Source organism: Nocardia sp. NPDC051463 (assembly GCF_040681975.1).
In the GTDB taxonomy this organism is placed as follows: domain Bacteria; phylum Actinomycetota; class Actinomycetes; order Mycobacteriales; family Mycobacteriaceae; genus Nocardia.
This window is the reverse complement of the sequence record NZ_JBFBAB010000001.1, coordinates 220,371-245,120: the sequence shown is the minus strand read 5'-3', so window position 1 is coordinate 245,120 and position 24,750 is coordinate 220,371. Positions and strand designations below refer to the sequence as shown.

Genomic DNA, 24,750 nt, shown 5'->3' with positions numbered 1-24,750 from the left:
TTGCTCACAACCCGTTAGCTAGCGGATCGCTGATAGGTTTCATTGCGGCGCTGGAACCGACGAACGGGCTGGGCGGTGCCGCCGCCGCGAGGGGATTCTGCTCGTGACCGTCCAGTTCTGTAGACCTGGACGACCGTTTTGCCAGAACCCGGACCGATCGCGGAACGGTGTCGGTTGTGCGACGGATCGGTGGAGATTCCGCCAGTTGACGTCCCAGCAAGCACATAGCTACCACATGCTGGCGGACAGAGTTCGGGCCTGCTGCACCCAGTGAAGGGAGATACGCGGTGGCATTGGGACGTCGTCGGCTGCTGATCGGCTTCGCCGGTGCGGGTGGCCTCGCCTTGGCCGGGTGTGGGCGAGAACCCGCGCCTCCCCAACCCGCCACACTTCGGTTCGATCCGCCACCTGGCACCCACGACGTCGACGCGCGCAGCCTCGGTACAGTCACGGTCACCGAAGGGATGCTGCGGTCGGTCGAATGGATCGACGAAACGGGCAGAGCCCTGCCGGGCACACCGGCACCCGATCAGCGAACCTGGACCAGCGCCGAACCGCTCGGCTACGGACACACCTACACCGCGAAAGCCGTGGCACACGGCGAAACCGGCGATGTCACCGCAACGACAACCTGCACCACGGTGCGACCCGATCAGCTCATCGACCTCTCGCTGCGCTCCGCCAATCTCGTGGAGTTGGCCGAAAACGACACCTACGGAGTGGGTTTCGTGCTCGTCGCCCATTTCGACGAACCCGTCGATCGGGCGGCTGTAGAACGCCACCTGAAGGTCACCACCCAGCCCCCCGTCACCGGTTCCTGGTACTGGCTCGACGATCAGAACGCACACTGGCGGCCGGAGCACTATCACGCACCGGGAACCAGGATCACGATCGCGGCGGAACTCTTCGGCCTCGCGCTCGGCGCAGGCCGCTACGGCCTACGCGACCAACGGGTGTCGGTGATCATCGGCCCTGCGCACATCGCGATCGCCGATGACGACACCAAACAGATCGAGGTCTTCGACAACGGGAACCTGGTGCGTACCATGCCCACCTCGATGGGCAAGGGCGGCACCGCGGCCGTCGGGTCCAATTACCTGTCGTTCTGGACCCGCCCCGGCATCTACACCGTGCTGGACCGAAACGACCCGGTGATCATGGACTCCGCCAGCTACGGCCTGCCGACCAGCTCCGGCGGCTACCGCACGAGCATCAATCACGCGGTCCGCATCAGCCACGACGGAATCTTCGTGCACGAATTGGCCGCGAGCATGTGGGCCCAAGGCAACACCAACGTCTCGCACGGCTGCTTGAACATCTCGCCCGACGATGCGTCGTGGTTCTACGACTTCGTCATTCCCGGCGACGTCGTCGAGGTCCGCAACACCGGCGGCGACCCCCTCGATGTCTGGCAGAACGGCGATTGGAGCGTCCCCTGGCCCGACTGGCTTCGCGGCGGTGCTCACACGTGACACGAAGGGATTGTCGATGACTACCCCTCATGATTTCGAATTCGAAGAAATCTACCGAGGTACAGGGGGCCCATTCGGGCCGGGCGTCAAGCCGCCGTGGAGTATCGGGGAACCCCAGCCGGAACTCGCCGCGCTGATCGAGCAGGGCAGATTCCATGGCGATGTCCTCGATGTCGGATGCGGGGAGGCAGCGATCTCGTTGTATCTGGCCGAGCGGGGTTTCACCACTGTCGGCCTGGATCTGTCGCCGACCGCGGTCGAGCTGGCCCGAGCCGAGGCCGCCAGGCGCGGCCTGGTCAACGCCTCGTTCGAGGTCGCCGACATCGCCGCCTTCACCGGCTACGACGACCGTTTCGGCACCATCGTCGACAGCACGTTGTTCCATTCGATCCCGGTCGAGTCGCGGGAGGGCTATCAGCAGTCGGTTGCGCGTGCCGCTGCGCCGGGCGCGGCGTATTTCGTGCTGGTGTTCGACCGGGCCGCTCTGCCCGAAGTGCCTGATCCGGGGCCATCGCCGGTCACCGCCGACGAACTTCGTGAGGTGGTGTCGAAGTACTGGGTGATCGATGAGATCAGGCCGGCGCGAATCCATGGCAATCTGCCTGCGGTGTTGCCGGCGGACGCGGGTTTCCAATTCGAGGGTATGCGCGACGAGCCGAGCGGCCGCAAGTCGGTTCCGGCCTGGCTGCTGTCGGCCCATCTCGAGTGATCCCGCCACGCGGGACCGTGGGTGTGTTGCCCGGCGCGGGATGCGTCGAGCATCGCAGCGCCCGGGCCCTCCCGGCCTGTCGACCTACACGCTCCGGTGGTCCACTGCGGCAGGGTCCCCTGCGTGGCAATGCGCCGAATGGGCCGACACTGCGCTCGCCGTCAGCGAGGCCATCCGCCGCCTACTCCGTTCAGCACAGGCGCACCGATCGCGAATTCGTCGACAGCGGATGCGTGACGTCCGCAAACTGCGCACCGCCTCGGCCGCCGCCGAGCCCTCGATGAACCGGCGCCTCGACATCGCAACCTTGTCACTTGTCATCCGGGAGCAGCGGTGTGATGCGATAGTCGATCAGGCCGCGCATCACCAGTGCCGTTGTCGTTCGGTCTATTCCGTCGATCTCCAGGACTTGACCTGCGATTCGGTAGAGATCGTCGGCATCCTGGGCGGCTACCTGGATCAGAAGGTCGATTGTGCCGCTGAGTCCCAGTACTTCCAGGACTTCCGGGATCGCATCCAGATCCGCGGCGATGGCGGTGAGTTTGCGTTGGGTGACGTTGGCGAACAGGAATGCGCGCAGTGGGTACCCGAGGGTCGCGGGGTCGATGCACCGCTCGAACGAGTCGAGCGCGTTGCGATCGTCCAAACGGCTCAGCCGTGCCTGAATCGTGTTTCGCGACAACCCTGTTCGCTGGGCGAGCGCCATCGCGCTCGCGCGTGGTTCGGCGATGAGTGCGCGGAGGATCCGGATATCGATCGGATCGGCGCGAAAAGCGCGGGCCATGGCACCGGCCTCCATTCGTTGCCGGTCGCTGTGGCGCTTGTCGATTCGACAAGTCGGTGAGCCTTCGCTACGGCTGCTCGTTGGCAGTATGCACATTATTTTAAGACACGGTTGCGCCGATCGCGTGCATGGCATGAACATCTTGTGCGATCTGCGCACGTGAAGACAGGACCCGGCAAGGTTCGCCGGGGTGTGCGGATCCACCGGGTCTCGGTTGTGGCTTCTGTGCGCCCCCACTGCCGAGGCTTCGGTGTCGCTCTCGCACCGGCGTCCACGCTGTACAACCGCAGACTAGGAGCACGTTGATGACCACGGTCACCGAGCACGATCACAGCCGTAATATCGGCCCGGCGGCCGATCTCGAAGCATTGGCACAGATCGAACGGCGCACGCTGTGGTTGTCGACGGCGATGATTCACCACGCGAATCGGGTGCGGCCGAATACCTCGGGGCTGAAGGTCGGTGGACATCAGGCATCGTGCGCGTCGATGGTGTCGATCATGACCTCGCTGTGGTTCACCCAGCTGCGGGCCGGTGACCGGGTGTCGGTGAAACCGCACGCATCCCCGGTACTGCATTCGATCAATTATCTGCTCGGCGAGTTGGACGAGTCGTATCTGACGACGCTGCGCCAGTTCGGTGGCTTGCAGTCGTATCCGAGCCGATCCAAAGATCCTGATCCGGTCGACTATTCCACCGGTTCGGTGGGTATCGGTGCCACGGCACCGATTTGGGGTGCGATGGCGCGCCGTTACGTCAATTCCACCCTGGGCGCGGATGCGGGCAGCGGTCGGCAGTATTCATTGGTCGGCGACGCCGAGTTGGACGAGGGCGCGGTCTGGGAGGCGATCGTGGATCCCGGCACCGTCGATCTCGGTGAGGTGGTGTGGATCGTCGACCTGAACCGGCAGTCGCTGGATCGGGTGGTGCCGAATATCGCGGCGGGCCGATTGGAGTCGATGTTCGAGGCGGCCGGGTGGCAGGTGATCACCGTCAAGTTCGGTCGGTTGCTCGAGTCGTTGTTCGCCCGGCCCGGTGGTGACGCGCTGCGCGCCCGGATCCTGGAGATGCCGAATCCGGAGTATCAGCGGCTGTTGCGCTGTGACGCGTCCGAGTTGCGGGCCCGGCTGCCCGGTACCGGTCCGAATGGTGCGCGGATCGTGGAACTGATTGCGGGCCTGGATGATTCAACACTGTCGGCCGCGATTCGCAATCTCGGCGGTCACGATATGCAGGCGCTGGTCGATGCTTATGAACGCATCGATGACACACGGCCGACGGTGATCATCGCCTACACGATCAAGGGTTACGGTCTGCCCTCCCAGGGGCATCCGCAGAACCATTCGTCGCTGCTGACGGTCGCGGAGTACGAATCACTCGCAGGGGACCTGGCCATGGACCCACAGCGGCCATGGGGCCGATTCGACATCGCGACCGCTGCTGGACAGCTGTGTGCGCAGACGGCGGCGCGATTGCGCCGGGACCCGGCTCCGATGCCCACGCTGCCCGCTGTTCCCGCGGATTTCGGCCGGACTCCGAAGGGCTCGGCCACCACACAGGCGGCGCTGGGTAGGACACTGCTCGACTTGACTCGCGCGGCCCCGGAAGCGGCCGGTCGGGTGGTCACTGTGAGCCCGGACGTCAGCTCGACGACGAATCTGGCGGGCTGGATCAACAAGGTCGGGGTGTGGTCGACCGCGGAGCGCCAGGACTGGTTCGCCGATGACGCCGAGACACTGATGCATTGGCGTGAGCGGCCGACGGGTCAGCATATGGAGCTCGGTATCGCCGAAACGAACCTGGTCGGGTTGATCGCTGAGCTGGGCGCGACCTGGAGCCGATGGGGAGAGCCGCTGTTCCCGATCGGTGTGCTCTACGACCCCTTCGTCGAGCGTGCGTTGGAACCGTGGACCTACGGCATGTACGCAGGCGGACAGTCCATTCTGATCGGTACCCCGTCGGGGGTGACGTTGGCTGCTGAAGGTGGTGCGCACCAATCGATTACGACGCCGTCGGTGGGAATCGAAACGCCGGGCCTGATCGCCTATGAGCCGGCTTTCGTCATCGACGTGGAATGGACGCTGCTGGCCAGCCTGGCCCGATTGGGTCGCCCTGACGGCACCTCCGCGTACCTCAGGTTGTCGACCAGGCCGGTCGACCAGCTGCTCGCCGATGTACCTTCAGATCCTGCCGCGCGGGAGCGCCGCCGCAAACAAGTAGTGGCGGGCGGATATCCGATCGTTCGCCGTGCGGGCGCGGTGGTGACCATAGTCGCGATGGGCGCGGTCATGACCGAGGCGTTGGCGGCCGTCGAACGGCTGGGGTCGGCCGGTGTCGCCGCCGATGTGGTCTGCGTCACCAGTCCCGGGCTGCTGTTCGAGGCGATGCAGGCGCGCCACGGCCGTGGCACCGCCGACAGTTGGATCCTCGATCAGCTGTTTCCCGCCACGCGTGCGAACCCGATCGTCAGCGTCCTCGACGGTCATCCACACACGCTGGCGTTCCTGGCCGGTGTCAATCGTGTACATCACATTGCGCTCGGTGTCAGTCGGTACGGGCAGGTCGGATCGCTCGATGAGGTGTTCCGCTACCACGGTCTGGACACCGACAGCATTGTCGCCGCCGCGCTCGACGTTCTCGGTGCGGCGGGCGAAACCGCAACGAAACGAGCCTGATTCATGACGACAAACCCCGCCGAGACCAGCGCCATTGCCCGGACTCGGCGAACGCCGACCCGGAGGTCGCCACCAGTATCAGCAGCTGATCGGTTCCATCGCTGACCGCTCGACGCGACAACCCAGCCTGATGCGGATCCGAGGCGCGCCGCCTGCGGGCTGCTGCCCGCTACTGCTTGCCCTGGTGCTCCTCGGCCCCGTCGGTTTCCTGTTTGGTGAACGAGCTGTCATTTTGTCGGGTATGTCGGATGCCTCGCCATCCCAGTGGGAGTTGGACGCGGCCGTCCCGGATATCGCCGATGAGTTGCGCGTAGCCTTCACGGACCTCGCCGAGATGGACCCACGCCGAGTGCCGAAGCTCCTCGCAGTCGGTGTGCAGTACCGTCCACCACGCCTCGGCATAGGTCTTTGCGACATGACTGATCACCTCACCGAAGGAGTGAGTGTGGCGGCGGGCGCACCGGCTGTGGCGGACGTAGAACACCGCCCAAGAGTTGATCTTGTCGATGACCTTCGCGATGTCCGCATGGAGGGCCGTCTCGGTGACCTCTGGCGGAGGCCGCCGCGGATTCGAAACCGCCGAAATAAGGGCGGCGTGTAGATCACCCAGTTCTCTCGCCCACGCGATCAGTGGCAACGGCTCAGCGAGACGACCGGCGATCGCGGCCAATAGTTGATCCGGCGACAACAGAGATCCCGCAGCCGTCTCCGGATCCTCCGGTGCCGCCGCCATACCCGCGTCCATGGATCACATGTCTTTCATCGCGGGTTGACGCTTCGGGTATGCCGGATGGTCCTTCGTCACCGGGCTGTCGCAGTCGAGGAGAAGGGTTGACAGCGAATTATGTTGTGTGACAAAGAGGTTCGTCGCCAACGATGGCCAGGTGGTGGCCTTCGTTGGGGTTGTCTGCTCGCAGTCGAGGGCCGTAACGCGGTGGATCGTGACCAGCTGGCGGCGAGAGTTCATGGCGCGGGGTGACCACCCGCTGCGGCTGGTGAAGCTGTGACGCGCAGATTCCACAGGCCGCGGACGCAGGCTCGGGTGTGGAGATCGGAGGCGCGTTGTTCGATCGCGGCCTCAGCTGGATAGGCGTGCTGTTGCATATCTGATTGCTCGAATGTAGATGAATGGTTGATGCGGCGAGTTCGCCGCTGTGACTTGGCGCATAATGCTAATACTGACTGCGCACTCAGTCAACGACTGGTTGGGTAGTCGGTGGACGCGAGAGGGTGCGGGAATTGTGGACGAGGAGGGGTGGCATCGGTGAGTAGGCGTGCGGCGGAGCATGGCAAGTCGGGTGCGATTCTCGATATTTTCACGCGCCATGTTGCCGAGAAGGGCTACGACGGGACCAGCTTCAGCGGTGTGGCACGTGAGTTGGGCATCTCGCAGGGCCTCATCGTGCATCACTACGGAACCAAGGCGCGGTTGCTGGAAACCCTGCACATTTCCTATATGCGGCAGCGGATCGATGAGGCAGAGCGCATCGTGTCGGAGTTTTCTACGCCGACCGAACGGCTGGCCGGGCTTCTGCACGCGTCCATGCTCTACCAGGTGCATGATCGAAATCGGACTGTCGCTTTCCAGCGCGAGGTCGCGCGGTTCGCCCAGCAGGACGAGAGTTCTGAGGGGCGTAAGTTGCGCCGGCATTACATCGGAATCATGCACGGTGTGCTCGATGCGGGCATTGCGGCGGGTGAGTTCCGGCCGTTCGATAGAAGTATCCGGAGCCTGCTCATCTTCGGTGCCGCGCAATGGGCGTGGACATGGTTCGAGCCGGAAGGGCGTAGCTCTGCCGAGCAGGTCGGTGCTGAACTGGTAGATCTCACGCTCGGATCTCTGCTGGTAAATCGGAGTTCGTTGCCGCGTCTCAGCGATCCCGACGGCCCGATTGTTGCCGCGGTGATCAAGATCATCACCGCGTCAGAAGGGGCGCCGAAACAACTGTCGGATGGATGACCATGTATCGGGAGACCGGTTCGGTGAGTAAGGCACGCCGGGCTCCACTCGAGGAGAACGACGAGCTGTTATCTACCTGATTATCCCGCGTGTCAGGCGCGCAGCAGGAAGTAAGCGGCGGCTCCCGAGCCGATGACGGCGCCGCCGTAGCAGGCCAGGATGATCGATGCGCTGAATTTCTCCAGCCGCAAGCCGTCGTACAGCGTGTACCGCAAGCGGTGTGCCGAATGGAATAGCGCCAGTACACAGAGTCCGAAGAGGACCACCCGGGTGACAGGTTGACGCAACACCGACAGCAGGTATACGTGGTCGGGCGTGGGGAGCCAGCTCAGCGGGAAAGCTAGGCCGAACAGGAACAGCAGTACCGGTATGAGCAGCGCAGCGGCCATCCCGCCGATGCTGAACAGCAGCCACATCAAGGGTTCCGGGGATCTCTTTTTCGTCATCGCAGCACCACCCACACCGTGATCGCCGTCAGCAGACCCCACAGTAGATAGTGCAGCCCGAGGATCACGACCGGTGCGACGCGCCGATTACGCACGCGGACCACTATCGCCTTGGGTGCGAGGTTGAACCAGGTGACCGTGTGTAGAAGCACGAACAGCAGCGCGACGCTGTTCATTGCCAGCATCCATGGGCGGCCGCTCCAGCTCAGAAACCGCTGGTACTCGTCGCTTCCGGAACTGACCGCGTTGACCAGGAGCAGGAGGAATACCACGAACCAGGCGACGAACACGCTGCTGAGTTCACGCAGGACGAAGATCAGGTATGAGCGGCGTCGCACCCACCAGAATGTGGAGATCGGCTTTCGGTACAGCCGTGATGTCGTGGTCATCGTGTCCGCCAAGGCATGAGAAAATCTCGGAGCGATTGTGTGGCTGCGGTGAGCTTGTAGCGTTGGATCGCGCCTGCCGGGTCGACCCCCTTCGGACAGGCGGTGGTGCACTCACCGACAAAGGTGCAGGACCACACTCCCTCAGCGGACGCGAGGACGTCGCGCCGATCCTCGGCTCCCTCATCGCGCGAGTCGAGGTTGTAGCGTTGGGCCAGCGCGATCGCCGCCGGACCGAGGAACCCGGGCTGCAGCGCGTAGACGGGACAAGCCGAGTAGCAGAGCATGCAGTTGATACACATGCTGTATTTCTGGTAGTCGTCCATTTCGGACGGCGTTTGCAGGTACTCACCGTCTTCGAGTGGCTGGTGTCGTGTTCTGATCAGCCATGGCTCGACCTCGGTCAGCTTGTGCATGAAGTCGCTGATCTCTATCACGAGATCCCGGATCACCGGGAAGTTGTGCAATGGCTCGACCCGCACCGGCCCCGGCGCGTAGTCGGTCAGGAACGTCGCGCAGCTCAGTTGTGGATCGCCGTTGATGGTCATCCCGCAGCTACCGCAGATGCCCATCCGACAGGACCATCGGTAGGACACTGTTCCGTCGAGATTGTCCTTGATGTAGTTGAGGCCGTCGAGCACCGTCCATTCCTTGCGCAGCGGAATTTCGTACGACTGCCATACCGGTTCGTCCTCTCGATCCGGTCGATAGCGTGCGACCTGCAGAGTTATCCGGTCTACCATCGCCATCACCTCCCGTATACGCGTTCGCCGGGCGGCCAGCGAGTAATCGTCACCGGTAGGTACGAGACGCGGCCCGTGCCGTCCGGCTGCCGATGGATTACCGAATGAGCAAGGAATCCCTGGTCGTTCCTGCCGGGGAAATCGGTTCGTTGGTGCGCGCCCCGGGATTCCTCGCGCGCCAGCGCGCAGGCGACGATGCATTCCGCCACATCGAGCATGCACGACAGCTCGAGCACCGCAACCAGTTCGGTGTTGAACGCCCGGCTATGGTCATCGAGGCATGTGCGGCCGAACCGATCGCGAAGTTCGCACAACGTGTCGGCACCCGCGGCGAGGGAGCCGCCGTCCCGGTAGATCCCGGCACTGGTCTCCATCGTCTCCTGCATTTCGGTGCGGATGTGCGCGATGCGTTCGGATCCCTCGGTGTGTCGCGTGAGATCCCGTTCCAGCTGGTCGTGTTCGGCGCGGCCGAGTGCCAGAACCGCCGCCGTCCGGTCGGCCGTGGCAGAACTCGCATACTCGGCGGCGGCACGACCGGCTCGCGCACCGAAGACCAGCAACTCGGGAAGGGAGTTCGACCCGAGCCGGTTGGCGCCGTTGATACTGACGCAGGCGACCTCTCCGACGGCGTAGAGACCCGTCAGCGGTGTCGCGCCGTGTATGTCGGTATGGATGCCACCCATCATGTAGTGGACGACGGGACGTACCGGTATCAGCTCCCGGACCGGGTCGATGTTCTGGTACTTCGAGCACAGCTCACGCACGAAAGGCAATTTCGTGTCGATGAGATCCGCACCGAGGTGTCGGATGTCGAGGTGGACGACGTGTCCGTACGGTGTGCCGATGGTCCGGCCCTTGTGGAGTTCGTGCACGAACGCCTGCGAAAGCCGGTCGCGTGGTCCGAGTTCCATGCTTCGCATCACCGGCACCGCTGATGGCGTCCCGAGGTCGTAATCCTGTAAGTAGCGGTAACCGTCCTTGTTGAGCAGCCAGCCGCCCTCCGCACGCGCTGCCTCGGTGATCAATATGCCCGTGAACGGAAGGCCGGTCGGGTGGTATTGGACGAATTCCATGTCCTTGAGCGGCGCGCCCGCCCGGTAAGCCAACGCCATACCGTCGCCGGTGTTGATGTTGGCGTTGGTGGTGAACGGATACACGCGGCCGCAGCCACCAGTGCATACGACGACGGCTTTGGCGAGAATGGTTTCGACGCGTCCCGTGGCAAGCTCTACGGCTACGATGCCGCATACCTTGCCGTCGTCGACGAGCAATGTTGTTGCGAACCACTCGTCGTATCTGATGATGTCCTGATAAGACAGTGCGGTCTGGAACAGGGTGTGCAGCAAGTGAAAACCGGTCTTGTCGGCTGCGAACCAGGTGCGATTGTTCGTCATTCCGCCGAACGCCCGTACCGCGATGTGCCCGTCCGGTCGGCGGCTCCATGGACAGCCCCAATGCTCCAACTGGAGCAGTTCTCGCGGTGCTTCTTCGACGAACGCCTCGACAGCGTCCTGATCACACAGCCAATCGCTGCCGGAGACCGTGTCGTATGCATGCTCTTGGAAGCTGTCGCCGGGACCGACGACTCCGGCTGCGCCACCCTCGGCGGAGACGGTGTGGCTGCGCATCGGATAGACCTTGGAAACGATCGCGATACTCAACCTCGGGTTGTGTTCCGCGATGGCGATGGACGCACGCAGGCCCGCACCACCCCCGCCAACGATCACTATGTCGTGAGAAGCGGTCATGGTGGCACCACCGGGCGTCGTTGTCGGTCAGGCCTCGGAGTCGGCGCTGTGCTCGTCCATCAGGACCTCGCTGTCATGGCGCACGGTTCTGATTCGAACGCTGCCGTCGTGGAATATGTGCCGAATCCGGCGGCAGCCACAGTCGTCACGCAGATCGTCAATGACCAGGCCCGATTCGTCGTCTTCGCGGTGGCGAGCCCCGTCCCTCAGCTTCCCGCACGGGGCGCGTTCCCTGCTGAACTGCTCGGTGGCGCTAAGCACCTCCACCTCCCGGCGAACCGGCGGCACACGCTACTGATCGGTGTAGACACATAAGCGTACTCGCCTTGCACCGAGGGCGCAGGACAGGTTCTGGTGTTGGATCCAGCCACGTCGACCCCGCTGGCGGTGGGATCCAAGCCTCGCGTCACCGGGACGGGTTCACGCCGACGGACTCGGTGTTTCGATGTCAGAGTTGCGTGAGCATCCGACGCACGTAGGCGACTTCCAGTTGTTCGAGTTACCGCCGACATCGGGCCGAGAGAGTGTTCCGGTGCGGTCGGCCCGTGACCGACGTTGCCGCGCTACAGCATTCGCTGACATTTGGCATCAGGCCGGACCAAGTCGGCCGATCCGCGGCCGGGCGGTCTCATCCCGGTGCGTAGAGACACCACTCAGGGGCGCGACGAATGCAAGTGGTGAGCCTGCCTCCGCCATCGCGGTGAGCCGAAGGACTCGAGTGTGGCAACACTGCTACTGTCGCCGCCTTGGGCGAAGCAGGTCAGGTGCGTGCTCGAACAACCTAGAGCTCGGTCGGTTCGCGACGCAGAACGGGTTCGACGGACACGGGATCGAGCTGCACTATGCCGCGCCGTTCGAGCGCGGCTACCAAACCCACCGCCACGATCGCGCACACGTCGGCGGGGGTGACGATCCTCCGGAGGTGCTCAGGGGCATGCCCGCCGGTGATCTGGTCGATTCGATCAACCATCTCGGCGTGCTGCTCCACTTCCGCTCGATTCGGCGCGAGGCCCTGGTTGGAGGGGCAGCGTCCCCACTGCCCCAGGAAACCTTTTCGGCCCAGGTCTCTGGCCTCCGCGCGGGCCACGCGTTCAGCAGTCGAGGTGAGCGGTTGCCTGACCGCCCGTATGGTCCAGCGTCCGTCGCTGTCTGCGGCTCGGTAGACACGCTTGCCGCGGTCCGAAAAGAGCAACGTGCCGGCAGGCCCGTCCTTGAGTGCCGCCACCGCGGAGATCGGTGCGATGCTGCCGAGCTCGGTTGCCAACCAGACATCCCTCGGGCAACCATCCGATGTGAAGGTGTGCGGCAGGATCCTGCCGACCGCGGAGCCGTAGAATTCACCGAAACCGACCGCGTTGGTGTGCAGTTGGCTGAGGATGTCAGGCCGCAAGCCGTTGTTGGCCCTGACAGGGGCGGCGTTGTTACTCAGGAAGGAGACCGTCCGCATGCGCATGGTTGCCCGCGCGGCGTCGCCGGCTGTGACATAGGGCTCGGCCGCGAGCACATCCATCGCGGGCGACTCCGCATACTCCCCGTCGCGTGTCGCCGACGCTGCATCACGCACCGCGACCGTCGCGTCGTAGTTGATCCGGCGCAGCGCCTCAGCCTGTTCCGGCGTGAAACATGAGAACAAGTCTCGTTCGGCCGCCGCCATGAACAGATACTCGTATGCAGCACCAATTTTCGCCTCGTCACCGCGAAATACTCGATACCGGGCGCCTTCCCACTCGTCGACCTCGGTGATCCGTTCTCGCACCAAGCGATCCATTGCCTTCGAATCATCGCCCAGCAGGTCCAGCACGAGGGGCAGCAGCACTGCGGCGACGCGATGGGTCACCACCCGCTGAATACTGCGCCGCAGGTCCTGGCGCACGAGCATCGCGGCGGTCTCCGGGCGTCGATCCAACTGGTTGACTCCATCGACACCGTGATAGTCCGCCAGGAAATTTTCGAATTCATCGAGCGCTTCCCGGGCACACGTGGGATCCGCCAGGATCCGTGCCGAGGTCATCAAATCGATGTGATCGCGCAGTTGCCCTGCCTCGATGGCCATATCGTTTTCCTTACATGCGACGGGATAGTGACAGGTGGGTATCGGCCGGCTGGAGCGCTGTGGGTGACCACGGCGGCGGGACTATTCATGGCCCGTCGATGCCATCGGAATCGAGATGCATCGTGCTAGTCGGGCTCTGGCGTATATCGTGTAGGGCGCGCCGAGCGCGGCGGCGCGTTGATATCGGTCTCGCGCATCGTCGATTCGTCCCGTTGCGAACAGGAAATCTGCCAGGCGCACATGTGGTTTCGGGTCCCACGGATCGTTGTCGAGGTGGCATTGGAAGTAGCGCTCGGCGGTGTCGTGATCACCGGAGGTCCATGCCGCCCGGGCACACGTCTCGAGCACGGCGTTGAGGTTCTCGAGGGCGGCCAGCGACTCGGAATCGCTAGCATCGGCGACGGCCTGGCGCGCACAGTCTTCGGAGCGCGCCATCATCCGGGTGACCTCGGCATAGCTGCCTTCCACGAACTGGATGAGGGCGAAGCCGCGCCAGTATGCGCTGCGCAACAGCGGGGTCAGGCGCTCCAGCGATGCGGACGACACGAATGACTCGGCAATCGCTTGCCAGTGCTTGGCGTTATCGATACCTCCAGAAGTCCTCGCGTAATGGACAGCGACATTCAGCGCGGCAGAGATGCGAGCCGACGTGGGCAGCCGCTCGTCGAGCGCCTTGGCGATAGACAGGTCGCGCATACGGGTGACACCGGTCCGGTCCCGCTCGTTGAGCCGGAAGAGCGCCGTGGCATGAAGGAAGGCCAGCGGCCGTGTCTGCGGCCGATCGGTGCCGGTCTGTTCGGTGGAGGCGAGATCTATAACGAGTTGCCAGAATCCCAGTTTCGTCAGGACCTGGGCCACGCGCAGGCGCTGTGAGCCCGACAGATCGTCCCAGCTGTCGAGCTGGTTGCACACGAAGTTCCACGGTTCGGAGCGATCGGGCGTGGCCAGCTGTCGCGGATCCTCCAGGTAGGGGACGTGCGGCGCATCGAGGGAGATCAGCGCCCGCAGCAAGCCTGGAGTCACTCCTTGGTAGGAGGGCAATGGAGTTCCCGACAGCAGCCGATTGCCGAGGTCCGCGACGATTCGGGCATGGATCGGCCCAGCTGCGCTGCGGAGATCGCAATAGGCGGCCAGGAGCTCACCAGCACGCGTCGTGGCGTCGCGGTCAGTCATGCTGCGGTGTTTCGCGTGACAACCAACGGACCAGATCCGTTGGGGCACAGTTGAGCCCGGACGCCCTGATGCGGGAATAGAGTTGCGCGACGATTTCGGCTCGCGCCAACAGAGCCGACACCTCATGCTGGGGTAACGATTGCTGCAGAGCGAGTGCCAACCCGGCCCAGGGTTGGGGACACAGTGGGCCCGCTTCGATCTCGCGCGTGTAGTGCGTTACCGCCGCCGCGTAGTTGCCGGATCCGTATGCGATATCACCCGGCGCGAGGTCTCGTGTGGTGTCGAAACCCCCCCGCGTCGCTTGTTCCAGTAGACGAAGGTAGCTCGGTAGCAACCGGCTTCGGAGTTCCGGCCGCTTCCGGTCCGGGCGTGTGGGCAGGCCGGGCGGAACCTGCTGCAGCGCTGGGGCTCCGGCCGCCTTCCACAATGAGAACAGATCCTCCAGTGCATCATCGTCGAGCTGCAGGTTTCGAACACACCACGCCACCCAGTGACCGGTGGCTGCGTCGTCGGCGGCGCGCGCTGCCGAATCAGTAACCTGGTCGTCGAGCCACGGCCGCAGCGTTTCGGCCGCCGCGCGAACGAACTCCTCGCCGGCCGCGGTCAGTACTCCGGAACCGAGGATTTCGGCGATCGACCGATGCACCTGTGCCCGCCAGCGGGCGAATTCCACGTGCGCGAGCTCGGATTCCGTGCGTAGGCGCTCGGCACGCCAGAAATCGGTGACGCCGAGATGCGCATACATGCCTTGGATGAGCCATTCGATGGGACGCGGATCATCCCGCCATGGTGCATAGAAACGTTCCCGAGGGTCGTCTTCGTATAGTTCGACCACATCGGTCAATGCCCCCAACTTGGCATGCTGGAACTCGTGGATCAAGGTCAGCACCAGCTGACTGGCACTGCGCGTCGAGGACGCGGCGATGCAGCCGAACGAGTCGTAGGAGGTACGGCTCGAACTCGGCGAGACCGGTTCCGCGGTGAGTGGCACGAAGCAGCGCAAACCGACCGAAATGGGCCGCGCGTAACCGGGATGATCTCGTTCCAGCAACACCCAGGCGGCCGAGAATGCCGCACACCAGTCGCTCAATTGGCTTTCGGACAGCGACGGCAGACGGCTGTCAGCCGGGGCGGACCGGGACAGATTGTTGAATTCCCGGAACGGGTCGAGGTCGTCGATGACGATCTCGAAATCGCTGCCGCCGCCCGCCCGTAGCCGCTGCAGTGGTCGCCAGCCGGGGTGGTCCCGGCGTGTGAGATCCGGGATGTCCAGCTTCGTTCCGTCGAATTCGATCGTGATCGCGCCCGGCCCGCGTACGCGCAGTCGCCCCACACCGTCTACATCGGCCGCGGCGATTCGTGCCGAGCCTACGGCCGGTAGCATGACGTGGCCATCGCGCACCACCACGGGCCGCTCGGCCGGAGTTCCCAGTTCGATCAGTGCCGAGGCTGTCAGCCAGCCCAGATAGCCGAGGTCGGGCCAGATGTGGGCGCGCTCGGCCGACGCAGCTCGGATACGTCGCAGGCAATATGCCAGCCATACTCCGGTGTTCGGGTATGCCAGTAGGTTGTCGACCGTCGTTCGCTGTGTGCGATACAGTGCGCACAGCGCGCTATAGGCTTCGTCGAAGCCGGACTTTTCGACATCGGCGGGACACACTCGACCACTTTCTCGGACGAGCAGGCCGAGCATCGCGAGCCGCTTCGCGAGCTGCCCGGCCCGCAACGCGACGATCAGGTCCGCGCCACCATAGCCCGAGCCCAACTCCGCGGCACGGCCACGAAGCTCGACCCGGCTCACCGCGCGGAGCCGTTTCGTCGGGACACGTCGAGGTCCGAGCGAAGGCGCCGGGTGACATGACTGATCAACGCGAAAAGATCCGGGCAGTACACCGAGGGGTTGAGGAATCCGGTTGCCGACTGATACCGGTGTGTGAAATGGCCGCCACCGCAGATGTTGTGGATCGGGCATTTCAGGCATGCCGGGCTCAGCGCCTCCAAGCCGAGCTGTCGCGCCACTATCGATGGGTTCCACAGGGCGTTCGACAGCGGGCTGCGCGAAACATGTTCGCCCAGTTTCGTCGCGTCCGGGAAGGCTGATTTCAGCGTATCGACCTGCTCGATCTGCCCGTCGGTTTCAATGACGACCACTTGCATCGGCGCTGATCCCACAGTTTCCGATGCGCGGCCGAAACCGAGGGAAATATCGATGATGTCCTCGAAGATCCGAACACTCGGCTCGTTCCGTGTCGACTCGTACCAGTAGTCGAACAGGGGAATGAGCCAATCCGCGTACGGGGTGTCGTCGCGATTCGCCGTCCGACCGGGTGGCGGCTGGTCCCAATTTCCATGGGGCATCAAGAAGTCGATCGCGGGCGGCTCGCAGGCGGAGAGGCCGGCATAAGTCTCCATCGGGTCGTTCTCCAGATCGATCACACAGAGCAGGCCGCTGTAGAGACTCCGGTTCTCCGGCTCGGTGAGCAGCTTCAGCTTCTCGACTACCTGCGCGTGACTCCCTTCGCCACTGCGATATCTGCGGTGGCGGTCGTGCCCGACTTCGGACCCGTCCAGGCTCACGCCCACCCTGATGCCCCAGCGCCGGAAGATATCCAGAAATTCCTGATCCAGGAGCAGGCCGTTGGTCTGGATGCCGAGTCGCAATGTTGTCCTGTCGGCCAAGTGCTCATGCAGCCGGCGTGCCACCGACTCGACCACCTGATGCCCGGCGAGTAATGGTTCTCCACCGTGCAGTACGACACTTACCTGTGGAATGGTGTGTTCGTCGACGTGTTCTGCGATGTTTCGGCAGGTAGCTTCGATCACTTGCGGAGAGATGACTTTCGGCTGTTGGCGCCAGCCCTGGTCGGCCATCTCGTACATGTAGCAGTAATCGCAGGCCAGATTGCAGCGACTATGTATTTTCAGTACGAACTCGGTAAACGGGAACGGTTGCCAGCCACGATCGCGAAGGGCTTGCACATCAAGTGTGTCGACCGGCCATGAGGCGGAGTTCGACAATTGGTAACCATCCCTTCGCGACCGGTGTGCGAGTCGACTATTCGGCCAGATCGGCGTCGATGAAAGAGCAGAAGCTGCCGACGTCGTTGCCGTCACCGGCGTCCTGCCCGCGCAGCACGGCCCTGCGCAGTGCCGGAGTTGCGCTCTCCAGCAGGTTTTCGAGCTCGACGCTCGACAACTCGGACAGAGTAAGGGTCTCGTTGTTCATGGCGGTTCTCCTTGTGATTCTGTGCGCCAACATGTTTCACCGATATGAGATGAAGATATCGATGCAGACGGCCGCAAGTATGCTCCGGGACATGACGATTCAGCCTCCCGACTCTGGGAATACGTGCGATGTGCAGCGACGGTGTCGATTTCGATAACTGAGAGTGATCGAAGGGGGGGTGGGGAGTCGGATGGCAAGCGTTGCGGACTGCAGGACAGGTGTGAGATATGCAGCGGCAGTGTCGGTTTCGATAACTGAAAGTGATCGGATGGGAGTGAGGACGTCGCGTGCCCGGCGTTGCGGACTCCTGGAATGTGTGAGAGGTTCAGCGGCGGTGTTAATTTCGATAACTGATAGTGATCAGAGAGGGGTGGGGAAACGTATGGCAGACGTCGCGGACTACTGGAATTCGTTGTACAGCAGTCAATCTGCTCCGTGGGTGATCGAAGAGCCGCAGCCGGAAATCGTGGCATTGGAACGTTCTGGCGGCATCAAGGGTTTGGTGCTCGACATAGGTTGCGGCACAGGCGAACACGTGATCCACCTCGCCAGACGCGGCTACGATGCGCACGGCATCGATGTCTCCCCGCCGGCGATCGACGCCGCCCGCCGCAAAGCCCTCGATATCGGCGTATCGCCTGCGCGATTCACGATCGGCGATGCGCTCCTGCTCGGCGGATCCACCTACGATACGATCATAGACAGTGCCTTGTTCCATGTTTTCGATGCCGATCATCGGGCTGCCTACGTTCACAGTCTGCACGCCGGGTGTAAGCCGGGTGGACTGATCCACATCCTGTCGTTCGGATCGCGCGTCAGTGACCAGATCATCCGCGACGCATTCGGTGTGGGATGGGACCTCGAAGAACTGCGCCCGGCCCGCTATCGGGGCAGGATTACCGAATCCATTGCCGATCGGGCTCGCGCCAAGGGGTGGCCTGAGCAGGGCCTCGTCGATGTAGCCGCATGGCTCGCTCGAATTCGTCGGCTGTGAGCAAGTGCTTCGCATCGGCCGGGCTGGTGACCCCTCGTGAACCGGCCCGACCGCTCCGCATTCGCTGGTATAACAACGTAAATCGAGTCTCTGGGTGAGACCGGTGGTCCGGAGCCCTCGATGTGCTCCATATACTCGGGAGTCGAGACTTCGTTCAGAAACATCAACGCGATGGTTTTGCGCGCCGTCCACGCGAATTCCCGTCTCTGGGAAGAAGTTTGGGCTTTGGGCATGGAAGACTGCGCCCATGCCGAATAACTCGTTGGCTGCCCAGGTCTGCGTTATCGCGCACCGCCTGACAAAAACAATGGCACCACTCCGTGTTCGTGGGCTGTTTTGATGGCGCAACCATCGCCGTCGCAACAAACCGTTGCTCACCCGCGGCCCGGTCCGGAGCTACAACCCGCCCCGGCGGTTAAGGAGACATGGCCCTATGCTGTGGCGGCAGCAGGGAGCTTATTGTTGTTCTGCATGATGTGGCAGCCTTGGATGAAAGCCTCGAATTGGGACGGCGCGGCCACCGTCAACGCTTTCGGTAGCATCAAGAGAACGACGAACCATTTGAATCTCTGGTCGGTATCTGCACCGTCCGGTGCTCGGATGAGCGGTCAATTGGCAATTTTTGCCACGGTCGCGATATTCGTCATGGTCGCTGCGGCAATCCAGACAATCCTTCACGGCAGTGAAACGGCCGGTGGCATCACTGCCGTCGCGGCAATTGTGGTCGCGGCGCTCGTGTTGACCGATGTGCTCACCCTCGACAGCAAAATGCCCCAGGTGCAGGCTTCGCTCGGAATGGCCCACGAGCTGGGCCCTCAGTTAGGACTGGTGGTCGGCGCGCTCCGGGGCACGTCTGCCTACCCGTGGCCGGGGGAGAAGGTGGCACTCCCGGTAACCGAACTGACCCCGTGGGCGTTCGCCTCGGCCGCAGTCGCTTTCGGGTTGGCTGCATTGATGGTGGTGAAGGCGTGGCGCGGCAGCCTGCGCCGGGTCGTCGCTGCCCTTGCCAGGCTGATGTGACCGTGGCCAAATCGAGCATTCACAACAACAGAGGTTTTCTATTGTTGTGGTCCGGCAATGCCGCTTCGCACATCGGCCTACAGGGTGTCCGCCTCGCCTACCCGCTGTTGGCGCTGGGGCTCACCGGTTCACCGATCGCAGCTAGTTGGGTGGGATTCGCGCTTACCTTGCCGAGCTTGATATTCGAGGTCCCCGCAGGCGTCGCGTCGGATTACTGGGATCGTCGGCGGATGTTGATGATGTGCCAACGGATGGGGTTGGCGGCAACTCTGCTGGCGACGGCGGTGATCGTCGTACGGCCGCCAGGTCTGTCGTTGTTCCTTACTGTAGCGGCGTTCATCGAAGGAACGGCATACGTTTTCTTCAACATCGGTGAGCTCGGCCTGGTCCGTGACATTGTCAGCGAGGACGAGCGTCCAGCAGCGTTCGCGTTCCTCGAGGCCGAGCAACCGATCGCAAACATGGTGGGCCGCACGCTCGGCGCAGCAGCCTTCGGCATTGCTCGCAGTCTGCCATTTCTCGCGAACGCCGCCTCCTACCTGTTCTGTCTGTGGACCCTGTCCAAAATGCGCGACAGGGTTCCGGAGAAACCGGAAGTCCATGACGAGATGCCCGATCGCTTTTGGGATTGGAACCATGCCTGGGGCGGCGTGCGGAGCGTGTGGGCCGAACCGTTCGTTCGACCCGCGACGGCAATTATCGGGGCAACGAACATGATTTTCCAGGTCCTCATATTGCTGACGACCATGGAGATCAGAGATGCCGGCCACCCAGCCTGGGTAGTCGGTGTGGTGTTGGGTAGTACAGGTCTGGGCGGCCTGTTCGGTGCTGCTCCGGCGGCCGGGCTTGCCAGTCGTATCAGCCCCCGGATCGTCCTCACCGGCACCCTGTGGACGTGGGCCGTGCTGTGCGTGCCTATCGCGGTCAGCTCCAATCCGGCCGTGCTTGCGGTGTGCTGGATGAGTGTCGGCTTCACTGCGCCGATCGTGGGTGTTGCGCTGACCCTGTATCGAGTTCGCGCTTTCTCAGAGGATCTCGTGGGTAGAGTTTTCGGCGCAACGAAGCTGATAACCCACGGCGGCACGGCGATCGGCGCGCTGCTCGCGGGATTCCTCCTATCGACGCTCGGTACCTCGGCATCAGGGTGGGTGCTTGTCGCCGGTATGGTTTTGCTGGCACGAAGGGCACGGCGGCTGCCTGAGCCTCGGACGACCGAGCCCGTGCTCCAGCCGCCCGTCGCGCAGCGCCCCACCAACTGGATCGCAGAGCTCTCCCGTAACCGCCCGAATAGCCCCTCGACTCAGCAGATGTAGGGGCGCTCGGGGTTTCAGGGCAGGGCAGGGCCGGGCGCTGGGTGCGGTGTCGCGCTGCCTGCGCAACAGGTGCGATAGCCGTCCATTCAGCTTGTCCCTCTCATCATGCCGCCTCCCATCGCAAATGGGCCGGCTGTTACCGAGGGAGTGGCCGGGAGAACGACCGCAGCTCGCGGCCCGCCACAGCCCGACCAGGACGCCAGAACCCGTGGTGCGGTAGGTGATCGGGCCGCGGTGGCGATACCGGCTCGATTCGGTCCAGATCGCCGGCCGGCACGGTCCGGCGGCCTCGACCGCGCATGCGGTGCTGGTGCGGTGTCGGGCCGACAGGCTCTCGCGGATCGATCGGGTGACCGGTGAGCCGTCGCGCTGCTCCGAACACGACTGCCCCGGCTCGCTGATCCACGTCGGTGTCACCAAGTCGGCACTATCCCTGACGGCGGTGGCTGGCGCTGTGTCGGCCGGGCACAAGGCAGGAAGAACCGGTCGGCGACCTCCCGGCGCACCGGACGATGGAGCCCGAATCGTCACACCCGCTCTCCGAACAGCGTTCTGCCGCAACGTCATCGATGACCACTCCCGACTGGCCATGTCGAGATCTGTGACGACGAAAACGCCGCCGCGATAGGGATACCAGGGCGGGCGGTGGCCTGGGTCGCCGCCCACAGCGTGACTGTCGAGGGGTGTAGTCGGACATCGGGGCGGCCTACCGTTCGACCGCGTGGCGCGAAGGGTACACCGGAGGCACCCCGCTGTTCCGAAGAGGCTCGATGTCGCCGGCTAGATAGTACGCATCCGATCGGCGTACTTATGCCTATTCCTGGTTGAAAATTTGCGACATGATCACCGCGAGTTCGGCAGCGAATCTGTTGTGTTCGACATTGATTGGGTGCTGTCGTTCGATGCGGCGGAGAAGGCGTATTTGTCTCGGTTGACGGACGTGCTGACGGTGCATGGGGTTCGGGCCGCTTCGTGTCCGAATAATCCGCGTAAACGCTGCCCGGCGTGGTCTATGCGCAACCAGCTGATGCCGGATTCCGGACACAGGCACACCCTACGAACGGGTGGCAAGGCGATGACGAACACTGCGTCAGCATAGACAAAGTGGGTGAAGGTGAGACCGGTCGTGCCGGACCAGGGGATCGGCTCGAGCCCGCAGTTGCCGTTAGACAGGATTTTTCGTGCTTGGAAGGCAGGTGTAACGACCCATACCCTTGCTGAATTCGAATGGCTACACTGTTGTGTAGTCGAAAGTCATTGCAATGGAAGACGAAACGATATCGATCATCGTATAAGCAATGTCCCGACTCTATCGCCCTCGGTCGCGACAAAAGGAGTAAGCTCAATGCATTCGGTGTCGATAGCATCGAATGTTAATGAACAATGAGTAGCAGGCGACGGCGATCAGATGCCAAGTCGCCCGAACGTCCTGTGCCAGAGAATTGCCGACGGAAGAGAGCGGCCGAGGAGGCAGCATGACAGTGGTCCAGAACTTCATCGATGGCAAGCTCGTCGACTCGGTCGGCGGTGCGACGATGGCGCTGGTCGACCCTGCCACCGGCGATAAATACGGCACCGCCCCGGTGTCCAACGAACAGGACATCGACAATGCGTACGCGGCGGCGGCCAGGGCGTTGTGCGACTGGAAGCGTACGACGCCGTCGCACCGCCAGAAGGCGCTGTTGGACTTCGCCGACGAGTTGGAGCGTGTCGCGGACGCGCTTGTCGAGGCCGAGGGCCGCAACACCGGCAAGCCGAAACACGTCACTTCGGCTGCGGAGATCCCGCAGATGCTGGACCAGACCCGATTCTTCGCGGGGGCGGCACGGGTACTCGAGGGCAAGTCGGCCTGCGAATACCTGGCGGGCCATACATCGTGGATCCGCCGGGAGCCGGTCGGCGTTGTCGGCCAGGTGACGCCGTGGAATTACCCGATGATGATGGCGATCTGGAAGTTTGTTCCCGCGATCGCGGCGGGCAACACCGTGGTGATCAAGCCGAGTGACACCACGCCGGTGACGACGGTGATGTTGGCCCAACTGGCCTCCAAGCATCTGCCGCCAGGCGTGCTCAACGTGGTGACCGGTGACCGGGTGACCGGTGCGGCGGTGGTCGCGCATCCGACCCCGAAGATGGTGTCGATCACCGGTTCGGTGGCCGCAGGCCGTGCGGTCGCCGAGTCGGCCGGAGGCCGTCTGAAGCGCACACATCTGGAGTTGGGCGGAAAAGCACCGGTAATCGTGTTCCCCGACGCCGATATCGCTGCTGCTGCCGAGGGTATCGCGGCCTCGGGTTATTTCAACGCCGGGCAGGATTGCACGGCGGCCACTCGGGTGCTCGGTCACGTGTCGGTGGCCGATGATTTGACTGCGGCGCTGGCCGAGCAGGCCGGCCGTGCAACAACGACGTTCGGCAAGGCCTCCGATGATGAGGACGCCTGGGTGCCACCAGTCAACAACGCCGACCAATTACAGCGGGTGCTCGGCTTTCTCGGCGACGTGCCCGATCACGCTTCGGTCGTGGCCGGTGGGCACCGGCAGGGCGACCACGGGTATTACGTCGAACCGACGGTCATCGGCGGGCTGCTGCAGCATGACGGGCTGAGCCAGCACGAGATCTTCGGCCCGGTGATCACCGTGCAGTCCTTCGCCGACGAAGACGAGGCGATCCGGTGGGCCAACGGCGTCGAGTATGGGCTGGCGTCTTCGGTGTGGACCAAGGATGTGTCGAGGGCGCTCCGGGTGTCGGCCGCGCTCGACTTCGGCTGCGTGTGGATCAACACCCACACCGCGCTGATCGCTGAGATGCCGCACGGCGGGTTCAAGTCCTCCGGGCACGGCAAGGACCTGTCGATGTACGGGCTGGAGGACTACACCCGCGTCAAGCATGTGATGGCCAAGATCGGCTAGCTCGAGTTTTAACCACTGAACTGGTGTTTTGTCGACTTTCGGTGGGGGCGTGGCCCTGCGGTTTCGGAAGGTTTCTGGTCACTGCTGGTCTTGATGTGCACGTGATCGACCAAGGGCTTCACCCATGATCACCCGGGTTCGCAAAACGCCAGTTCAGAGGTAAAACTCGAGCTAGTTGTCCGTCGGGCGGGGTGCGCAGCACGCGCCCGGCTCAGCGGCCTCGCAGGCGCGCCCGAAGTGGGTGTCCTCAACGACAGACATTGAGCTGATTCAGGTATCTCGCCCTCCGCGACTTCGCGGAGTTCGAAGACGAAGCAGTAGTTGTTGAGGTAGGGGTCGCCATTGGCGAGGGTGGCACTCATGGTGTGCTCCACGATGACTCGGTCACCCTCGGCGTAGATCCCGTGGCAGGTCATTGCGACATTCTCCATGAACAGGCGAGGGAAGTCGTCGGCGAAATAGTCGGCGAAACAGTCGAAGTCCTGCTCGGCCAACGCGCGCCACATGTCTTGGACGACTGCCTTGTTCTCATCGGTCACCGGCCGATGATAGCGATGAACGCCAGAAGTGCTGGTGGACAGGAGCATTCGGCCGCCGAGTGTGGTTTCTCGGCACCGCAGCGCTCGGCGCGGCAGCGTGGTGCGCTATGGCTCGGTCACCGAAGCGGACGGTGGTGGACGGTGAGCAAACACGGCGACATCGACACAGTCGTGCTCGGTGCCTATGCCAAGAACCTCGGAGATCCGGACTGAGAGAAGTTCATCGTCGAGTTGTGTTCGGAGAATTCGAATTTCAATGCTTTGGGCTCGTATCGACGACACACAAAGGTCGGACGGGATTTGCTGTTAGTTGACGACATGCCATTGGGGAACGTTGGGGCGCTGATCGGTGTAGAGCGAGAACAAGTCACTGTCGTTCTGGCGATCCTCGGTGTCCGGATGCGGGTACCGCAGTGTGATGTCGAATCTGTGCGTACGGCGATGTTCGACGCCTGCCCTGGACCGTCAGGTGAACCGCGGCCGACGACGTAGGCGTTCACTCCTCGACGCTGCCGCCGAACTCGCGATTCTCCACCGAGCACGTGAGCGCACCTGGAGGGGCGCGCTTGCTGACATCGGCGCGGATCGCGCGGAGTTGAG

Annotated in this window: 21 protein-coding genes; 9 read left to right on the top strand and 12 right to left on the bottom strand. The window is 63.4% G+C overall.

The window, feature by feature from the left end; translation table 11 throughout:
* The first annotated feature begins 287 nt into the window (after nucleotides 1–287).
* Together AB0M74_RS01055 and AB0M74_RS01050 are read left to right on the top strand one after the other, a co-directional pair.
* Complete coding sequence (locus AB0M74_RS01055; RefSeq protein WP_364900224.1) at nucleotides 288–1,472, top strand: Ig-like domain-containing protein; 1,185 nt, start codon at nucleotides 288–290, stop codon at nucleotides 1,470–1,472.
* A 16-nt stretch (nucleotides 1,473–1,488) separates the two neighbouring features.
* Nucleotides 1,489–2,181: a class I SAM-dependent methyltransferase gene (locus tag AB0M74_RS01050; protein ID WP_364900223.1), complete on the top strand. Its 693-nt coding sequence runs from the start codon at nucleotides 1,489–1,491 to the stop codon at nucleotides 2,179–2,181.
* Between the two features lie 310 nt (nucleotides 2,182–2,491).
* On the opposite strand, the gene AB0M74_RS01045 is transcribed toward AB0M74_RS01050, so the two are convergent.
* Nucleotides 2,492–2,965, bottom strand: coding sequence for an Lrp/AsnC family transcriptional regulator (locus AB0M74_RS01045; RefSeq protein ID WP_364900221.1), 474 nt, complete (start codon nucleotides 2,963–2,965; stop codon nucleotides 2,492–2,494).
* A 305-nt stretch (nucleotides 2,966–3,270) separates the two neighbouring features.
* On the opposite strand from AB0M74_RS01045, the gene AB0M74_RS01040 reads away from it, so the two are divergent.
* Nucleotides 3,271–5,640 carry a pyruvate dehydrogenase gene (locus AB0M74_RS01040; protein WP_364900220.1) on the top strand — a complete coding sequence of 790 codons (2,370 nt, stop codon included), beginning with the start codon at nucleotides 3,271–3,273 and terminating at the stop codon, nucleotides 5,638–5,640.
* A gap of 169 nt (nucleotides 5,641–5,809) precedes the next feature.
* On the opposite strand, the gene AB0M74_RS01035 is transcribed toward AB0M74_RS01040, so the two are convergent.
* Complete coding sequence (locus AB0M74_RS01035; RefSeq protein WP_364900218.1) at nucleotides 5,810–6,385, bottom strand: hypothetical protein; 576 nt, start codon at nucleotides 6,383–6,385, stop codon at nucleotides 5,810–5,812.
* A 519-nt stretch (nucleotides 6,386–6,904) separates the two neighbouring features.
* Between AB0M74_RS01035 and AB0M74_RS01030 the strand changes: the two genes are divergently transcribed.
* Complete coding sequence (locus AB0M74_RS01030) at nucleotides 6,905–7,600, top strand: TetR/AcrR family transcriptional regulator (protein WP_364900216.1); 696 nt, start codon at nucleotides 6,905–6,907, stop codon at nucleotides 7,598–7,600.
* Nucleotides 7,601–7,692: 92 nt separating this feature from the next.
* On the opposite strand, the gene frdD is transcribed toward AB0M74_RS01030, so the two are convergent.
* From frdD to AB0M74_RS00985, 9 genes are all read right to left on the bottom strand, one after another.
* On the bottom strand, nucleotides 7,693–8,046 hold the full coding sequence (gene frdD, locus AB0M74_RS01025) for a fumarate reductase subunit FrdD (protein WP_364900214.1): 354 nt from the start codon (nucleotides 8,044–8,046) through the stop codon (nucleotides 7,693–7,695).
* Nucleotides 8,043–8,435, bottom strand: a complete 393-nt coding sequence (locus AB0M74_RS01020) for a fumarate reductase subunit C (protein WP_364900212.1) — start codon at nucleotides 8,433–8,435, stop codon at nucleotides 8,043–8,045. The genes frdD and AB0M74_RS01020 overlap by 4 nt, the downstream gene beginning before the upstream one ends.
* Nucleotides 8,432–9,175 carry a succinate dehydrogenase iron-sulfur subunit gene (gene sdhB / locus AB0M74_RS01015; RefSeq protein WP_364901892.1) on the bottom strand — a complete coding sequence of 248 codons (744 nt, stop codon included), beginning with the start codon at nucleotides 9,173–9,175 and terminating at the stop codon, nucleotides 8,432–8,434. The genes AB0M74_RS01020 and sdhB overlap by 4 nt, the downstream gene beginning before the upstream one ends.
* A 5-nt stretch (nucleotides 9,176–9,180) precedes the next feature.
* A complete protein-coding gene (gene frdA, locus AB0M74_RS01010) occupies nucleotides 9,181–10,923 on the bottom strand; it encodes a fumarate reductase (quinol) flavoprotein subunit (RefSeq protein WP_364900210.1) in 1,743 nt (580 codons plus the stop codon).
* A gap of 781 nt (nucleotides 10,924–11,704) precedes the next feature.
* Nucleotides 11,705–12,976, bottom strand: a complete 1,272-nt coding sequence (locus AB0M74_RS01005; protein WP_364900208.1) for a hypothetical protein — start codon at nucleotides 12,974–12,976, stop codon at nucleotides 11,705–11,707.
* An 81-nt stretch (nucleotides 12,977–13,057) separates the two neighbouring features.
* Nucleotides 13,058–14,149 (bottom strand): bacterial transcriptional activator domain-containing protein, encoded by a 1,092-nt coding sequence (locus AB0M74_RS01000; protein WP_364900206.1) that lies wholly within the window; start codon nucleotides 14,147–14,149, stop codon nucleotides 13,058–13,060.
* Nucleotides 14,142–15,950 (bottom strand): HEXXH motif domain-containing protein, encoded by a 1,809-nt coding sequence (locus AB0M74_RS00995; protein WP_364900204.1) that lies wholly within the window; start codon nucleotides 15,948–15,950, stop codon nucleotides 14,142–14,144. The genes AB0M74_RS01000 and AB0M74_RS00995 overlap by 8 nt, the downstream gene beginning before the upstream one ends.
* Nucleotides 15,947–17,128 carry an FxsB family cyclophane-forming radical SAM/SPASM peptide maturase gene (locus AB0M74_RS00990; RefSeq protein ID WP_364900202.1) on the bottom strand — a complete coding sequence of 394 codons (1,182 nt, stop codon included), beginning with the start codon at nucleotides 17,126–17,128 and terminating at the stop codon, nucleotides 15,947–15,949. The genes AB0M74_RS00995 and AB0M74_RS00990 overlap by 4 nt, the downstream gene beginning before the upstream one ends.
* Nucleotides 17,129–17,204: 76 nt before the next feature.
* On the bottom strand, nucleotides 17,205–17,375 hold the full coding sequence (locus tag AB0M74_RS00985) for a hypothetical protein (protein WP_364900200.1): 171 nt from the start codon (nucleotides 17,373–17,375) through the stop codon (nucleotides 17,205–17,207).
* A 238-nt stretch (nucleotides 17,376–17,613) separates the two neighbouring features.
* Here AB0M74_RS00985 and AB0M74_RS00980 point away from each other — a divergent pair, with 238 nt between their 5' ends.
* From AB0M74_RS00980 to AB0M74_RS00965, 4 genes are all read left to right on the top strand, one after another.
* Nucleotides 17,614–18,369: a class I SAM-dependent methyltransferase gene (locus tag AB0M74_RS00980; protein WP_364900198.1), complete on the top strand. Its 756-nt coding sequence runs from the start codon at nucleotides 17,614–17,616 to the stop codon at nucleotides 18,367–18,369.
* A 462-nt stretch (nucleotides 18,370–18,831) separates the two neighbouring features.
* Entirely contained in the window at nucleotides 18,832–19,389 is a 558-nt protein-coding gene (locus AB0M74_RS00975; protein WP_364900196.1) for a hypothetical protein, read from the top strand.
* Entirely contained in the window at nucleotides 19,278–20,702 is a 1,425-nt protein-coding gene (locus tag AB0M74_RS00970) for an MFS transporter (RefSeq protein ID WP_364900194.1), read from the top strand. The genes AB0M74_RS00975 and AB0M74_RS00970 overlap by 112 nt, the downstream gene beginning before the upstream one ends.
* 1,475 nt (nucleotides 20,703–22,177) lie before the next feature.
* A complete protein-coding gene (locus AB0M74_RS00965; RefSeq protein ID WP_364900192.1) occupies nucleotides 22,178–23,611 on the top strand; it encodes an aminobutyraldehyde dehydrogenase in 1,434 nt (477 codons plus the stop codon).
* 128 nt (nucleotides 23,612–23,739) lie between these two features.
* Here the strand turns inward: AB0M74_RS00965 and AB0M74_RS00960 are convergent, their stop codons facing one another.
* Complete coding sequence (locus tag AB0M74_RS00960; RefSeq protein WP_364900190.1) at nucleotides 23,740–24,150, bottom strand: nuclear transport factor 2 family protein; 411 nt, start codon at nucleotides 24,148–24,150, stop codon at nucleotides 23,740–23,742.
* 15 nt (nucleotides 24,151–24,165) lie between these two features.
* Between AB0M74_RS00960 and AB0M74_RS00955 the strand changes: the two genes are divergently transcribed.
* Complete coding sequence (locus AB0M74_RS00955) at nucleotides 24,166–24,363, top strand: hypothetical protein (RefSeq protein ID WP_364900188.1); 198 nt, start codon at nucleotides 24,166–24,168, stop codon at nucleotides 24,361–24,363.
* The last annotated feature ends 387 nt before the right edge of the window (nucleotides 24,364–24,750 follow it).

What these genes read in the sequence shown, in the direction of transcription:
- AB0M74_RS01045 (WP_364900221.1), bottom strand. Translation starts at nt 2,965, where the DNA reads ATGGCCCGCGCTTTTCGCGCCGATCCGATCGATATCCGGATCCTCCGC.
- AB0M74_RS01050 (WP_364900223.1), top strand. Translation starts at nt 1,489, where the DNA reads ATGACTACCCCTCATGATTTCGAATTCGAAGAAATCTACCGAGGTACA.
- AB0M74_RS01040 (WP_364900220.1), top strand. Translation starts at nt 3,271, where the DNA reads ATGACCACGGTCACCGAGCACGATCACAGCCGTAATATCGGCCCGGCG.
- AB0M74_RS01005 (WP_364900208.1), bottom strand. Translation starts at nt 12,976, where the DNA reads ATGGCCATCGAGGCAGGGCAACTGCGCGATCACATCGATTTGATGACC.
- AB0M74_RS01020 (WP_364900212.1), bottom strand. Translation starts at nt 8,435, where the DNA reads ATGACCACGACATCACGGCTGTACCGAAAGCCGATCTCCACATTCTGG.
- frdD (WP_364900214.1), bottom strand. Translation starts at nt 8,046, where the DNA reads ATGACGAAAAAGAGATCCCCGGAACCCTTGATGTGGCTGCTGTTCAGC.
- sdhB (WP_364901892.1), bottom strand. Translation starts at nt 9,175, where the DNA reads ATGGTAGACCGGATAACTCTGCAGGTCGCACGCTATCGACCGGATCGA.
- frdA (WP_364900210.1), bottom strand. Translation starts at nt 10,923, where the DNA reads ATGACCGCTTCTCACGACATAGTGATCGTTGGCGGGGGTGGTGCGGGC.
- AB0M74_RS00965 (WP_364900192.1), top strand. Translation starts at nt 22,178, where the DNA reads ATGACAGTGGTCCAGAACTTCATCGATGGCAAGCTCGTCGACTCGGTC.
- AB0M74_RS01035 (WP_364900218.1), bottom strand. Translation starts at nt 6,385, where the DNA reads ATGGACGCGGGTATGGCGGCGGCACCGGAGGATCCGGAGACGGCTGCG.
- AB0M74_RS00985 (WP_364900200.1), bottom strand. Translation starts at nt 17,375, where the DNA reads ATGAACAACGAGACCCTTACTCTGTCCGAGTTGTCGAGCGTCGAGCTC.
- AB0M74_RS01000 (WP_364900206.1), bottom strand. Translation starts at nt 14,149, where the DNA reads ATGACTGACCGCGACGCCACGACGCGTGCTGGTGAGCTCCTGGCCGCC.
- AB0M74_RS00955 (WP_364900188.1), top strand. Translation starts at nt 24,166, where the DNA reads ATGAACGCCAGAAGTGCTGGTGGACAGGAGCATTCGGCCGCCGAGTGT.